Source organism: Butyricimonas hominis (assembly GCF_014287455.1).
In the GTDB taxonomy this organism is placed as follows: Bacteria; Bacteroidota; Bacteroidia; order Bacteroidales; family Marinifilaceae; genus Butyricimonas; species Butyricimonas muris.
In genome coordinates this window covers 377928-393020 of the sequence record NZ_JACOOH010000006.1, presented here as the reverse complement: position 1 = coordinate 393020, position 15093 = coordinate 377928, and the positions used below count along the sequence as shown (strand labels likewise).

The following is a 15093-nucleotide window of genomic DNA, read 5'->3' as shown; positions in this document are numbered from 1 at the left end:
TTACCTCCTTCCATATTTGCGGAATAGGAAGTACACGCATCCCAACGCGATCAGGATGACTAATACACCCATCCAGCCCCAGATCATAGGTGTTCTTACTGCAATACGGAAATCTGCCGTTGAATTGACTTCCGGTGTTTTGGCAGATATTTTGGTGACGTAATCTCCCGGTAAAGCTTTTTTGGATGCTTTCACGACAGCGACAGCATTAGCCGTTTCCCCGGCTTTCAGGCGGTCTATTTTTGTCGGCTCGAACGTGACTTCCCAATCTACCGGTTTATTGGCAGAGAGTTGAATGTCTTTCAATTCTGCCGATCCCGTGTTTTTGATTACCAAGTCGATTCGTTTCGTGTCCCCCGCCGTGATTTCCGTGCTGAGTAACCCGCGGGGAGTAGTCAGTTCCATTTGGTAAGTCCCCGTGATCACGACCTCGAGTTCCATGTCCGCGGAAGTCGTGCTGGTTGCCGCGCGAACGGGAATTTTGTATGTCCCTGCTTCAACATTGGCAGGCGGATTGATATCGATCGTGATGTTTTGGGTAGCATTCGGTTCCACTTGAGCGGAAGTTGCTTGTTTGTAATTTGCCTTGAAGACCACATTCCATCCCCGGGGGGCTTGTGCCATAAGGGCGTAAAGTTGCTGGTCCGCCGTTTGGTTTTTCAGCGTGGCATTAAACGTGAATGTCGACTTCGAATTTCCTTGCATGTTGGGTTGGTTCGTGGTGAAATCCGTTTGGTAAGTACCCTGTTTCGAGACCGTGATACTCAAAGGGAGTTCGCCTAATCCTTCCGCCATGACGGAAAAACGGTAAGTGCCTTTGTTTACCTTTAACGGAATATCCACTTTCAAGGAGAAGTTTTTCTTCTCTTTCGGGAGGACGGAAAGTTGGTTCACAGTCCATGTTCCGGCTTTGATCTCGTACTTCCATCCCCGGGGCATTCCCTTGATGGTAATGTCGGCGTTTTTCACTTCGTCACCGTTGTTGATGACGTCAATGTTGTAGTTTACAGATTCTCCCGGCGGCACGGCTATTTTCGTGTAGGGAGTGTACAGAATCACCTTTTTTTCGGGTTCTGCTGCCTGCATACTGAGGGGAAGAAATCCCGCGAGCAGGACGAGTAATAGATTTAAATAATTTGCACGCATTGTCATAAAAAATTTCGTTAGATATTTTGATATGATTCTCAATACATTGCTGACAAATTTAATTACTATGTGTATTATATAATTTTAAAAGATTAGAAAAAAGTTTATAGAGAGGTCATGATAATATAAAAAAGGCTGTCTATTTACTTTTTAGGCAGCCTTTTTATGTATAATGAAAGAATGAACGTAATAATCAGAGAAGTAGAATTACGCTAGCAGACAAGATGCTGATACAAATCCATAGTATGATACCCAACAAGATGGGTTTGAAGCCGACTTGTTTGATCGTATCTTTAGAAAGTCCGGCACCGATCAAGAACAGGGTAAACAACATTCCCACTTTGGCAAAGCTGACGATTTCCGTGTAGAGATGATTCCATTGTGGGGTGTAGGTTGCAACAATCATGGCAATGACATACAAGAAGATGAAATAAGGAATCGAAATTTTTGATTTTTTGTTTGTTCCTTTGTTGTAAAAGAATGCGGCAATGAGCGATACGGGTATGATCCACAATGCCCGGATCAGTTTGGTTGTGGTAGCGATAACCAATGCCTCGTTGCTGTATGTTTTGGCAGCACCGACTACCGAGCTTGTGTCGTGAATGGCGATAGCACACCAGTAGCCGAATTGATGGTCGTTCATTTCCAACCAACGTCCGAGAGGCGGGAATATGAATAGAGCCACGGCGTTTAACATGAAGATTGTTCCCATGGCGACCGTGATATCTTTGTCTTTTGCATTGATAACGGGAGCCAGAGCCGCGATGGCGCTTCCCCCGCAAATGGCGGTACCCCCGGAAACCAAAAAGCCGGTATCCCTTGCCACCCGTAGTTTACGGGTAAAGAAAAGTCCCAGACCGATGGTGACCACGATGGAAACGATCGTGAAAAGGATTCCTGTTTTTCCGGCTTCAATAGCTTGACCTACATTCATGCCGAAACCGAGGCCGACAACGGATATTTGTAAAAGTATATGGGTGACACGACTATTAATGGACAGGAACGGGTGTCCGATCGTCAATGATAAAATCAGACCTAATAAGAGGGCAAAGCCCGGATCAAGAAATGGTACAAGAAACATCGCTACGATGAAGAGTACTTCTTTTTGATTTTTGTTCAGTTGAATTTTGCTCATGATCTATTTAATATTTTGTTCGGTGCAAAATTCTTCTAAATCTATGAATTTTGGAAATAAAAAATATTCAGAGGGTATTACTTAAAGATATAGTAGAGGGATCACTCTTTTTATCCCGGTAATCAACCGGATTCTTACCCGTGTGCCTTTTGAAGTAACGGGACAGATAGGATTGGTTGGGGAAGTTCAGATGGTTGGAGATTTCTTGAATGGTCATTTCCGTCGATTGCAGCAATACTTTTATTTCAAGTATGACATGTTTGTCGATAATCTCTTTTGCCGATTCGTCGGTGACTTTTCGCGTGATGGCCGTCAAGTAGCGGGGCGAGATGCATAATTCATCGGCGTAAAAAGTGACTTCCTTTTGTTGAAGGTAATGTTTCTGCACGAGGGAAATAAAACCGTGAAAAATCTCTTCTGCCCGGTCGTGTCCTTTTTTTTCACTGGCAAAAAACTTTTGTGTCTTGTCGTACATGTTCAGAAAAAAGCATTGCAGCAGGTTCTTAATGATCGGGTTACGGAATGTGTTTTGTCGGTCGTGATACACGAGAGTGACCATTTTTATAAGTTCGTTTATGATATCGATTCTTATTCCTTCCGCGTGGGAGCACACGGGATGCTCTTTCAAAAAGCCGAAAAACGGGGCTTCCAGACGAAAAGAAACTTCGTCCATGAGTGCTTTGGAAAAAGCGATGTAATCGACCCGAAATTCCGGTGATGAACTATTGAGCGATAGGGTGGTTGCCGGTAGAATCACAACTTCGGCGTTGGGTACAACAGGATATTTTTTTAAATCGATCTCGATTTCTGCCGTCCCTTCCCGACAGAATAGTATTAATCCGCTATCCAGCCGGTATGGACGGTCAAAAATCATATTCAAGTCGGATGTCCCGGTCACGAGTGGTTCTTCGGTGGTGGTGTAAAATGGCTTCATGTATTCCTGTTTTTGTACAAAAGTAATGGAAAAAGGTCATTTATCGAATTATTTGTTCTCAAAATGGACAACGACGAGCGGATAATGGAAATAGTCGGTTGAGGACATCTCGGTATCTTTGCCCCCGAAAAAGGATAATATATAACATGAAATAATTTGTATTATGGTAAAAAATAAAAATTCTAAAGTATTCTTACTTCTTTTCACGGGTTCGCTGACAGCTTTCGGACCCATTATGACCGATGTGTACTTACCTGCCTTTCCCCAGATGCAGCAATATTTCGGGACATCGGTTTCACTCGTGCAGTTGAGCCTGACGTTCGGGATGCTGGGGCTTGCCCTCGGGCAGCTGTTCCTTGGTCCGGTCAGTGACAAGTACGGGCGTGTACGTCCTTTGGCGTTTTCTTTGGGTGTATTTTCTTTGGCAACAGTCGCTTGTATTTTTTCTCCCACGATTTACTATTTCCTGTTTTTTCGTCTTGTGCAGGGTATATTCGGGGCGGGGTGTGTCGTGATTGCCCGTTCGATCATTGTCGACTTGTATTCCGGACGGGAATTGTCGGTGTTCTTTTCCCTGCTCGCGGGAATACAGGGGATCGCCCCTATTGCCGCACCGGTACTGGGAGGTGTGATGATGAACGTGACGGATTGGCGGGGAATATTCGGAATACTATTCGCTTTCGGGATGATTTTGTTTTTTATGACTTTTGTCTTCCGGGAGTCGCACTCCCGTGAGAAACGCGTTCAAGGCAGCACGTTTTCAGCGTTGAAAGGTTTTGTCCCGATTTTGAAAAACCGGAGGTTTATGCGTTACGTGCTCACGCAGGCTTTGGCTTTTGGTGTGTTTTTCGCGTATATAGCGGCTTCCCCTTTTATTTTTCAATCGCATTACCGGTTATCTCCCGCTCAATATAGCCTGTGTTTCGGGGCGAATGCTTTTTGTATTATGATCGGGAGTGTACTGGTTTCTTTCTTTCGGAATGAACAGAAGGTATTGTCGATGATGACGAAAGTTTTTCTGTTACTTAGTGTTTTCACGGCAGCGGCGTTAATTATGGAATTATCTTTTATCGTGGTGGAAGGGATGTTCGTGTTGCTTGCCTTGTGTTTCGGGACGATTATGCCACCGACAACTTCGCTTGCTCTGGATTTGGAGAGAACGAACTCGGGATGTGCCTCGGCAATACTCGGTTTCTTCCAATTTTTGTTCGGGAGCCTTGTGTCCCCGCTGGTCGGAATAGGGAATTTGTTCGTGACCACGGGGATCATTATACTCGTGTGTAGTTTTCTGGTCTATCTTTTCTGCCCGAAACAATTCAAAGATTCAAGGAGCCAGTGATTGCCGATGGGGTGATTCTTCAATCACTGAATCATAAGATTTTCTTGCGTTGTTCGCAGAATCTCAGCAGCAATTCGGCATAAGAGTCTATTTGTCCCTGTTTGTGGATGGCGTAAAGGGTTCGGGTGATCTCGAGGTCGTCCATGTCGACGATCTTGAGCATCCCGCAAGCTAATTCATCTCGAATGGAGAAAATAGAAACCAAGGCATAGCAATCCGAGTATTTCAAGTATTGTTTGATGCCTTCCGTGCTTCCGATTACCATTTGTTGGTTGAGGTCATTGATTGCAATTCCGGCGTCGGAGAGGTGTCTTTGGATGATGTTGTAAGTACCCGAACCTTTCTCGCGCACCACGAATTTCAGTTCTTGCAATTGTGCCTTGGTAATTGAATCCCACGTTGTGTTTTTGGATGAGGTTACCAGTACGATTTCATCTTTCAGGAAAGGTATGTAATGAATATCCGGTTGTGAAGGTGTTCCCTCGATGAACGCGAGTTGAATATTCCGGTTGAGGAGTTCCTGTTCGATCTGATCCGTGTTGCCGCTAATCAAGTTGATTTTTATCTGGGGGTAACGTTCTCGAAACTGGGCCAGAAGTTCGGGTAGGATGTATTGCGAGAGCGTGGTGCTTGCCCCGATATGGAGCGTGCCGGAAAACTCTTCTTTCATGTGTTGCAGGTTGAACGTGATCGCGCGTTCCCGTTCGATAAGGTCTTCGCTTTGTTCCAGCAGGTATTTCCCGGCAGGGGTAAGTGCCAATCTTCCTTTTTCCCGTTCAAAAAGGGTTAGTCCCATTTCCCGTTCCAGTTCTTTGATACTTTTGGACACTGCCGGTTGGGAAATCCGTAAAATTTCAGCCGCTTTCGTGGTGTTCAGATGTTTTGCCGTGTGGTAGAATATAGTGAGTTTGTGATCCAGCATTCTTTTTTTGTTTTAGTTCCGAGAGAATTCGGTGTTCCCTCGAAAGTTATATTCCCGGCGAAGGTATTAATTTTAGTTGATATTTCATATTTGCACCCATAGAAGACCCAATGCAATCCTACCGAGAACCCAAGGTAATAAGTTCATAGGGCTGATGTTCGAGTAGTTCTGCTCCAGTGTTTCTATATGAAAGATTATAGGATGTTCAGAGGATAAACGGAGGAAGAACGAAGGAGGGGTATGATTACGGTATTATTTGGGTATAATTACAATGGGTCTTCTATAGGTATTGGTGGAAGAGAAAACGGGATGATGTTAAAAAGAGTAGTATTAATCGTCAATGGGGCAAAACAGTGATGTGGTGGAGTTTTGGGGTTGAGTATAAGATTGTTATGTGATATTTTTAAACGATCGTTTGATGCGGTGCAAATATACATCAATTTTGAGTATCGCAATACTTTTATTAGATTTTTTTTTGACTCTCGTAATTAGGTGTTTACACTTGTGTGTACATAAAAGTGAATATTAATATTGTTAATATCATTAAATGATCGTTTTCTGATATAAAATATCGTTTTGCGAAACAGCTTTCGTGCGTCTATAATACATAGCACTGTTTAAGTGGGGTGCGTGAAACACATGGCAATAAATCAAAACCGGTGAGAGGGTTAGTGCGCGAAGCGCGTCCGGTCGGCTCATCCTGCGGAATTGCCGAAGTATCAAAAAAACGTTTGTAAAGAAGGTGAATAAATAATTACATGATCAAGGAGAAACAACTACACTGGTATGTCGCTTACACGCGAGTGAACCAGGAATTATTGATCAAGAAAAAACTGGACGAACTGGGAATAGAGAATTTCCTCCCGCTGGAAGAACAAGTGCGGGAAACCCCGTTGGGTCGCAAGATGATCCGCGTGCTTTTGATTCATGGGTTGATTTTTATCCACACGGACAAGGTGACGAGTTTCTCCCTGATCAACGAGTGTTCACTGAATATCGTTTACTTGAAAGATATAGAAGGGCATTGTTCTTTGATCGTTCCTGACAAGCAAATGGAAGATTTCATGTTCCTGCTGGATTTCTCGCCTGCCGGCATCGAGATATTGAATAAAGACCTCAAGCGAGGAGACCGGGTTCGGGTGATCAAAGGTCCGTTACAGGGACTGGAAGGCGAATTGGTGCGTTTGAGAGGGCACAAACGGGTGGTAATCCGCTTGGAAGGAGTGGCATCGATCGCCACGTCTTATATCCCGGGTTCATTCTTGGAAAAAATAGAGTAAAACAAATGGATTAATTTAAGATTTATGAATCACGATTTGCGATTGAAAAAAGTGTCAACAAGTACAATTGAAATCATAAATCTAAAATCGTAAATCAAAAAATACAAATGGAAAAAGGTTTATTTCACGATTTGTACAAGCAATTGGACAACCTTGATCTCCGGTCGTATCCCCCGGCACGATTGTCGGGCTTGTTACACGGTTACCTGACGGTGTACTCTATGGTACGGGTGTACCCGTGGCTGGAGCGTGATTTTGGAACTCCCGGTATTATTCACGAGCGAGCGAAATCGATCGTTCACTTGTATCCCGGGCAGTTGCAAAACGATGATATTTCTGTGGATACCCGGGCGGGTTATGCAGCGGACAAGATGGATGTCTACCAGGTGTACTCGGACTTGAGTTACTTGAAAAACGGTTTGGATGCGGCGTACCGGATTCTCTCGGCACGGGGGAACGGCAAGATCGCGTTGCCTTGTCGCACGCCGAATATTTGCCGTTTGTTATGCAACTGTTATTATTTTGCCGGGGACGAGGAGTGTGGAGAACTTGCCGGGCGACTGGTGACAGAGGCGTTGGGGTATACGCGGGGTGGAAATCGTGAAATGTTGTTGTCTTGGTGGGATGCCATTTGCCTGTATGATGATGCGGTCGGGGCGATGATGTTGCCGTTGGAAGAACATATGCGTCTGGGGGAAGAGCGTGCGCGTTTGGTTATCACCGTGAGGCAAGAGGAGGAGGAGATTGTCAAACGATTCCTGCAATCGCGGGAGAATGGTTTTGATGTTACAATAAAAGTGTTTAATATACTTGCAAAGCGGGAGTTCGCCGCTTACAACGAGAGATATGCCGGGTTACGCAACCCCCGGTAACAGCGTCACCCTCGACGGTACTTCTATGCCGGATCAAGCTATTATACCGGAGGGGACGCTTCTTTTATGATATTTGCCGGAAATCAAAGAGCCGAATTTAGTTTGTGTTTATAGATGAAATATTCGATTCACGAGATTTGTAATCGTTTCTGTGAGAGGAAGAAATATGTAAATTATTGGGCAATCCTCTTGTTGGACGTGCTGTTATCTATCGGTAGCTCGTTTGTTACTCTTCTTTTTGTAGACAACTTCATTGTTGATCTTACAAGAAGTACTTATTTTATAGTGATAGCAGGAGCATTTTTCGTGAGTATGATTGTATTCCAAACGTTGGGGGTGAATAAAAATATTATTCGCCACGCAACGATAAAAAGTATTGGAAAGATGGGGATTGCCATCTTGTTAAAAGAATTCTTTTTACTGGGATTGGTTGTCTTTTCCAGTTTGCAATTATTCGAACATCATGCGTTTGCTTGTTTTTTAATTGATTTTTTGGTCACGACTGTTGTTTTGATAGGTTTTAGGGTTACTCTTGTATTAGTTTATGATCTAGCGATATCCCGGTATAGCACAAGTAAAACAAGAGTTCTAGTGTATGGAACGGAGAATAAAAGCGTGGCGTTGAAGAAAAGGATGCTTTCCAGTAAACATTATCACGTGGTGGGATTTGTGAATTCGGACAAATGTTTAAAGTCTTACGCGATATCGGAGTTACCGGTTTATTATTTCAAAGACGAGCAAAATTTTGTTCGATTCGTGAAGAAATACAATATAAATGGACTTCTATTTCCTTCTCACGAAGAGGCTCGTCGGGAAAAGGATAGGTTAGTTCGTTTTTGCCAGAATAATGGAGTAAAGAATTTTGTATCTCCGCCAATAGATGTATTGGGAGATGGCTTGAAGAAAACTGTAATCCGGGAAATACGGATAGAAGATTTATTGGGGAGAGAAGAGATTAAAATAAACACCGTGGAATTAGCGGAAAGTTTTACCGGGAAAGTAGTGTTGGTGACAGGAGCAGCGGGGAGTATCGGTAGCGAATTATGTCGCCAGTTGGCAACGCTTGGAATTAGTCGTTTGGTTTTATTTGATAACGCCGAAACCCCGATGCATGAATTACGTCTGGAGTTGGAGAGAAATTTTCCGAATTTGAAGTTTACACCTTTTATTGGGGATGTTCGTCAAAAGGAACGATTGCGGATGGCTTTCGTCATGTTTCACCCACAAGTGGTATTTCATGCGGCTGCATACAAACATGTACCGCTGATGGAAGAAAACCCTTGTGAGGCAGTTCGTGTTAATGTGGTGGGTTCAAGATTGGTTGCAGATTTTTGCGTGGAGTATGGTGTGGAGATGATGGTGATGATTTCAACAGACAAGGCGGTTAACCCGACAAACGTGATGGGAGCCTCGAAACGACTCGCTGAGATTTACGTGCAAAGTTTGGGTTTGGCTATGGAGAGGGGGAAAGTTAAAGGGAAAACGAGATTCGTGACAACTCGCTTTGGGAACGTACTGGGTAGTAACGGTAGTGTAATCCCGTATTTTCGAAAACAAATAGAACAAGGTGGCCCGGTTACAGTGACAGACCCGAGAATCACACGTTTCTTTATGACGATTCCGGAGGCATGTCGGTTAGTGATGGAGGCGGCGATGATGAGTACAGGAAACCAAATTTTCGTTTTTGACATGGGCGAGCCTGTGAAAATTGTTGATTTGGCTGAAAGAATGATTCGATTAGCCGGGTATATTCCGGGGGAAGATATTAAGATCAAGTTTATCGGCTTACGTCCCGGGGAGAAGTTGTACGAGGAAGTGTTGAGTAACGAGGAAAACACGATTCCGACGGGGAATAGTAAAATACGGGTGGCTAAAGTAAGAACCTATGAGCGGGATGAGGTGTTGTGGGCTTACGATAAATTGGCAGAGTTGGCGCTGGCGGTGGAAGTAGATAAGACGGTCCGTTTGATGAAGCAGGTGGTACTGGACTTTAGGTCCAATAATTCGGTGTATGAAAAATTTGATAGTATGAAAGTAAAATGAAAAGATATTATAGTTTGTTGTTATGAATCGTGTTTTTTATTGTAGATATCTTAAGCGGTTATTGGATATTTTTTTCTCTCTGTTAGGTTTATTGCTGCTAGCTCCCGTTTTGTTAGTTCTTTCTATTTGTATTGTTTTTTCTATGGGATTCCCGGTTTTCTTTTTTCAAGAAAGGGTTGGGAAAGATGGTGAAGTGTTTAATGTGATTAAGTTCCGTAGTATGAATGATCGTCGGGATAAAGAAGGAAATTTATTGTCTAACAAAGAACGATTAACCAAATTGGGAGTTTTTATAAGAAAATTTTCATTAGATGAATTGCCACAATTATTGAATGTGTTAAAAGGAGATATGAGTTTGATTGGGCCAAGGCCTTTGTATAAGGTTTATCTCCCTTATTACACGGAAAATGAAAGTCGGAGACATAGTGTTCGTCCTGGCATTACAGGGTGGGCTCAAGTGAATGGGCGCAATCATCTGGATTGGGATACTCGTTTGGCTATGGATATTTATTATGTAGATCAATTGAGTTTATGTCTTGATGTAGAGATATTTTTTATCACAGTGTTAAAAGTTTTAAAGAGTGGGGATGTCGTTGTAGCTCTAGATCCCCGGGTTAATATTCCATTGAATGAATATCGAAAGAATGCAGTTAAGAAGGCTTGAAGCTATTGATCTTGCGTTAAGAGTCGAATGGCTAAATCATCCATTGGTGAGTCCTTATTTGAATACAGGAGAATATTTTTCAATCGAAAATACGATGTGTTGGTACGAACGGATTCGTGAAGATAATACTCGTTTTGATGTCGTTTTTTGTGTAGATAATGTTGTGGTAGGTATGGGAGGTTTGACTCATATATCCTCGGTAAATAGAAATGCAGAGGTTTATATTTATTTGAACCCGAGTGTGCATGGACATGGGTTGGGAAGAATGGCCATGCATCTATTGTGTCAAGAAGGATTCCTACGCTTGGACTTAGTGAAGATTTACGCTTATACTTTTAAATCCAATGAACGTGCTAATCAGATGTTTTCAAAAGTTGGGTTTGTACGGGAAGGTGTGTTACGACAACATTCTTTAAAAGATGGGATGTTGAAAGATCGTTGTTTTTGGGGATTATTGAAAGATGAATTTTAATTTGGTCCATTATATGAATATATTATTTACTTGTTCTGGAAGAAGAAATTATTTAATTAATTACTTTAAAAAAGAGTTAGCTGGACGTGGATTAGTATTTGCCTCGGATATGCAAATGAACGCACCTGCATTGGCGGATGCAGATGTACGTGTCCAGTTCCCCGGTATTGATGATCCGAATTATATTTCGGTTGTGAAACAATATGCCGTAGAGCATCATATCCATGCGATTATTTCTTTGAATGATCTGGAGTTGCCTATATTGTCATCTTGCAAGAAAGAGTTTGAGGATATAGGAATAACCTTGATTGTTTCAGACAAAAGGGTTGTTGATATTACATTTGACAAGTGGAAAACAAAAGAATTTTTGAAGGAATGCGGATTGAATAGTCCTAAAACTTTTCTTTCATTGAAAGAAATTGAACAAGCTATTGAAAAGAATAATATAAGGTTTCCCGTGGTGATAAAGCCTCGTTGGGGAAGTGCTTCAATTGGGATTCATTTTCCCGAGTCAATGCGAGAGATGGAATTGGCATCGGAACTGATACGTTTAGAAATATCCAGAACAATATTGTCAAATGCAGGTGGAGAAAACGAGAAAAATCAAATACTTTATCAAGAAAAGATTGAAGGGAATGAATATGGAATGGATGTTTTAAATGATTTACGAGGGAATTATGTTGGGACATTCGTTCGGCAAAAATTGTCTATGCGCGCAGGGGAAACCGATAAGGCAATTTCTGTGATTGATGCTCGTTTTGAGAAAATAGGACGAATAATTGGTACCCGTTTGAGGCATGTTGGGAATTTGGATTGTGATGTACTGGAACGCGACGGATTGTTGTATGTTTTGGAGATGAATGCCCGCTTTGGGGGAGGGTATCCGTTTTCGCACGAATCTGGGATAAATACCGTGGGAGCTTATATACATTGGTTGGAAGGCGGACAAGATATTTCTGTTTTCAATCATTATCAATCTGGGATATCTTTTTCTAAATGTGACCGTTTGATTCGTATTTGATATGTGGGAATTGAGTAAATTAAAAAAGACACCTCTTGAAACTCTGTTGGATATTCCGTTTTGTTATTTTAGGTGTAAATCGTGGGTTATTGAGTCTAGGCTAGGAGCAAAGAGAAGATTGAGAAGAATAGGTGGCGGATTGAAAATCTCGTCTAAAGAATATAAAAATCAGATAAGACCTTTTTGGGCTAAATACGGGCTATGTCCTTCTAAATATTGGTTTTCGTTGTATTGTGCACCTAGTGGGAAATTGAATCCATTGTATATTCCTGATGACATTTATTATAGTAAAATAATACCCTACTTTAATCGGTTGAATTTTAGGCGTCCTTATGTTGATAAGGGATTCTATGATGTGTTATTTCCCGAACTAAAGCAACCGTCATTGTTAGTAAAGAATATGGGAGGATATTATTATAACTCATCTTTTCAGATGATTTCTAGGCAAGAAGTGGAGACTTTGCTTGGACAATGCGATTCTTTTGTTATGAAACCGTCTATTGATTCTGGAAGTGGAAGGGCTATATTCTTTTACGACTCTAAAACGGAGTCTCGTGATGTTGTAAAGGAGAAATTGGACGAGTATGAGAAAGATTTTGTTGTTCAGGAGGTTGTCCCTCAACATTCAGTATTGTCGGCTATTCACGAAAATTCATTGAATACAGTACGAATTATTTCTTTTTTGTTTAAGGGACAGGTGTATATTCTTTCTTCTATTCTTCGAATGGGAGCAGGTGGTTCTCGTTTGGATAATGTGTCGGCAGGCGGTTTCGCTTGTCCAGTTTATCCTGATGGTCAATTATATGATAAAGCAGTAAACCGGAAATCCGAGTGGGTTGCTAAACACTCGAACGGGACTGTATTTGCAGAGGTAAGAATACCTTTTTATGATCGCTTGATAGAGACATTAAAAAGTGCGCATAAAAAGCTCCCCTATTTTGGAATTATCGGTTGGGATTTTTCAATTTCTCCAGAAGGAGAACCTGTTATGATAGAATTTAATGTTGTACCTGGGATGAATCAAATTTCTTGTGGTCCGACATTCGGAGATATTACGGCAGAAGTTTTATCTACAGTTTTCAGATATAAATGATTATTTATGAATAAGCATCAGTTGAGAGAGTTGTTGGATCGTTTTTACGTGAAAATACTGTTATATTCATTTGTTGTGCAGACAAGAAAAAGGGCAAAAATGAGGTTGAAAAGGATAGGTGGGGGATATATACTTTCCCGTGAAGAGAAAGAAAAGATTAAACGTTTCTGGGCCCCTTACGGGATAAAACCGAAAATGTATTGGTACAAACTTTTTGCACACAAATCGGGAGTGGCGGATCCTCGATATATTCCTGATGATCTGTTTTATTCTCGAATTATTCATAAGTTGAATAATTTTTTTTTCACAACAGCTTGTGCCGATAAAGGAATTTATGATTGGCTTTTTCATGACATTCGTCGCCCGGATCAGGTATTGAAGTGTATGAACGGGGTCTTTTATGATGAAGGTGGAAATGTAATCTTAAAAGAAGAAGCTTTGAATATTGTACAAAAACACGAGTCGGTTATTATTAAACCAAGTCTTAGAAGCGGAGGAGGACAGAAAATTTGTTTTTATGATCGGGAAAAACAGACAAGAGGGGAGTTAACTCGTATTTTTGATACTCTTTATCCTGATTTTGTGGTACAGTTATTACTTGGGCAACATCCGGATTTAGCCCGAATACACCCACAATCTTTGAATACTATTCGGACAATTTCGTTGATGTTGGAAGGAGAAGTCTTTATACTTTCATCTATTTTTAGGATGGGATCCGGTAATGCAAGGGTGGATAATACTTCTTCCGGAGGTTTTGCCTGTCCTGTTCATACAGATGGACGTTTAAATCAATGGGCTGTTAATCGAAAGTCCGAATGGGTAGAAAGGCATCCGGGAGGGGTTGTTTTTGCTGAGGTGGTGATACCTTCTTACGAAAGGATGATTTCTATGGTAAAACAGTGTCACACGAGATTACCCCATATCTGTTTTATCGGTTGGGATTTTGCCATATCCGCTACAGGTGAGCCGGTTTTGATTGAATATAATTGTACGATAGGTTCGAATCAGATTTCTTGTGGACCCACGTTTGGTGAACATACCGAGCGTGTTTTAGAGTTGGTTTTAGGGAAAAAATAAAAATAATTTATATGAAAATAGCAATTTTAGGAGCAGGTAACGGTGGGTGTGCCGTTGCTACAGATTTGAGTTTGAAGGGGCATCAAGTTTCTTTGTTGAAGACATCGAATAGTATGCATAATGAGAATTATGATTATCTCGTGGAAACTAAAGGGTTGATATCTTTATTCGAGGATGGACGTACTCGTACTACTAGGTTATATCAAGTGTCAAAAGATCTTTCTTTACTCGCAGAAGCCGAAGTAGTTATTATTTATGTACAAACAAATTACCACGAAGCTCTGATTCAAAGGGTTGCTCCTTATTTTAAGGAAGGACAAATTGTTATAATTAATCCGGGTTATTTTTCGACAGCTTATATGTTGAAGTATTGTGATTGTGCGGGGCTTACTATTGTTGAGGCTGAAAGTTCGTTTATTGATTGTCGTATAGCCGAGCCTGGAATTGTTAAAGTGGGATTTAGAAATGTTCGGAATCCTGTGGGAGTGTATCCGAAACAAAATCTGGAGAAAGTACGTTCAAAGTTAGATGCGTTGGATTGTCGTTTGGTTTATCTTGATTCTTTATTGGAAGCCTCTTTGCATAATCCAAATATGATTGTACACACCGTTGGAGCGGTAATGAGTATTCCGAGAATCGAGAAAACGCAGGGAGATTATTGTATGTATCACGAGGTATTTACTCCGAGTGTATGGCGGATTTTGGAACAATTGGATAAGGAGAAGATGGATGTTTTGGAAGCTTTGGGATGCAAAAGGATGCCTTATGTGGAAGCTTGTAAATATCGTAATAGTTTGGATGACACTCGGGATGGAAAGGAGGTGTTCTTTTGGTATGCAGCCATGCCTACAAGAGCAAAAGGACCTATTGTGGTTGATTCCCGTTACATAGCGGAAGATGTTCCTCAAGGCTTGGTGATGTTGGAATCTTTGGGGAAAAAATTGAATGTTGCTACGCCTGTGACTTTTTCGTTGATCGAATTGGCTTCTTATGCTTTAGGAAGAGATTTAAGAAAAGAGGGACGTACTTTGGAAGGTTTAGGAGAGGAGAATATTAAGAAAATTCTGGACGATTGTTTGATTTAGTATTTAGTTT

14 protein-coding genes are annotated in these 15093 nt (G+C 41.5%); 10 read left to right on the top strand and 4 right to left on the bottom strand.

Annotation, left to right across the window (positions count from 1 at the left end; all coding sequences use genetic code 11):
- The 3 genes from H8S64_RS15120 to H8S64_RS15110 form a co-directional block, all read right to left on the bottom strand.
- Positions 1–1146, bottom strand: a complete 1146-nt coding sequence (locus H8S64_RS15120; RefSeq protein WP_186977161.1) for a COG1470 family protein — start codon at positions 1144–1146, stop codon at positions 1–3.
- A 193-nt stretch (positions 1147–1339) separates the two neighbouring features.
- Positions 1340–2281 carry a YeiH family protein gene (locus H8S64_RS15115; RefSeq protein WP_186977108.1) on the bottom strand — a complete coding sequence of 314 codons (942 nt, stop codon included), beginning with the start codon at positions 2279–2281 and terminating at the stop codon, positions 1340–1342.
- A gap of 67 nt (positions 2282–2348) precedes the next feature.
- The gene (locus H8S64_RS15110; RefSeq protein WP_186977106.1) at positions 2349–3215 is read right to left on the bottom strand and encodes a helix-turn-helix domain-containing protein; all 867 of its coding nucleotides are present in this window, start codon (positions 3213–3215) and stop codon (positions 2349–2351) included.
- A 163-nt stretch (positions 3216–3378) separates the two neighbouring features.
- On the opposite strand from H8S64_RS15110, the gene H8S64_RS15105 reads away from it, so the two are divergent.
- The gene (locus tag H8S64_RS15105) at positions 3379–4554 is read left to right on the top strand and encodes a multidrug effflux MFS transporter (RefSeq protein ID WP_186977104.1); all 1176 of its coding nucleotides are present in this window, start codon (positions 3379–3381) and stop codon (positions 4552–4554) included.
- Positions 4555–4585: 31 nt separating this feature from the next.
- Here H8S64_RS15105 and H8S64_RS15100 read toward each other — a convergent pair whose 3' ends face one another.
- A complete protein-coding gene (locus tag H8S64_RS15100; RefSeq protein ID WP_186977102.1) occupies positions 4586–5476 on the bottom strand; it encodes a LysR family transcriptional regulator in 891 nt (296 codons plus the stop codon).
- A gap of 758 nt (positions 5477–6234) precedes the next feature.
- On the opposite strand from H8S64_RS15100, the gene H8S64_RS15095 reads away from it, so the two are divergent.
- From H8S64_RS15095 to H8S64_RS15055, 9 genes are all read left to right on the top strand, one after another.
- Positions 6235–6756, top strand: a complete 522-nt coding sequence (locus tag H8S64_RS15095; RefSeq protein WP_099290779.1) for a UpxY family transcription antiterminator — start codon at positions 6235–6237, stop codon at positions 6754–6756.
- A 107-nt stretch (positions 6757–6863) separates the two neighbouring features.
- On the top strand, positions 6864–7628 hold the full coding sequence (locus H8S64_RS15090; protein WP_186977100.1) for a hypothetical protein: 765 nt from the start codon (positions 6864–6866) through the stop codon (positions 7626–7628).
- A gap of 114 nt (positions 7629–7742) precedes the next feature.
- On the top strand, positions 7743–9671 hold the full coding sequence (locus H8S64_RS15085) for a polysaccharide biosynthesis protein (protein ID WP_186977098.1): 1929 nt from the start codon (positions 7743–7745) through the stop codon (positions 9669–9671).
- Positions 9672–9693: 22 nt separating this feature from the next.
- Positions 9694–10335, top strand: a complete 642-nt coding sequence (locus tag H8S64_RS15080) for a sugar transferase (RefSeq protein WP_186977096.1) — start codon at positions 9694–9696, stop codon at positions 10333–10335.
- Positions 10301–10807 carry a GNAT family N-acetyltransferase gene (locus H8S64_RS15075; protein ID WP_186977094.1) on the top strand — a complete coding sequence of 169 codons (507 nt, stop codon included), beginning with the start codon at positions 10301–10303 and terminating at the stop codon, positions 10805–10807. Before H8S64_RS15080 ends, H8S64_RS15075 begins: the two co-directional genes overlap by 35 nt.
- A 13-nt stretch (positions 10808–10820) precedes the next feature.
- The gene (locus tag H8S64_RS15070) at positions 10821–11828 is read left to right on the top strand and encodes an ATP-grasp domain-containing protein (protein ID WP_186977092.1); all 1008 of its coding nucleotides are present in this window, start codon (positions 10821–10823) and stop codon (positions 11826–11828) included.
- A 1-nt stretch (position 11829) separates the two neighbouring features.
- Entirely contained in the window at positions 11830–12921 is a 1092-nt protein-coding gene (locus H8S64_RS15065; RefSeq protein ID WP_186977090.1) for a sugar-transfer associated ATP-grasp domain-containing protein, read from the top strand.
- A gap of 195 nt (positions 12922–13116) precedes the next feature.
- Positions 13117–13998, top strand: coding sequence for a sugar-transfer associated ATP-grasp domain-containing protein (locus tag H8S64_RS15060; RefSeq protein WP_186977088.1), 882 nt, complete (start codon positions 13117–13119; stop codon positions 13996–13998).
- Between the two features lie 11 nt (positions 13999–14009).
- Positions 14010–15083, top strand: a complete 1074-nt coding sequence (locus H8S64_RS15055) for an NAD/NADP octopine/nopaline dehydrogenase family protein (protein ID WP_186977086.1) — start codon at positions 14010–14012, stop codon at positions 15081–15083.
- The last annotated feature ends 10 nt before the right edge of the window (positions 15084–15093 follow it).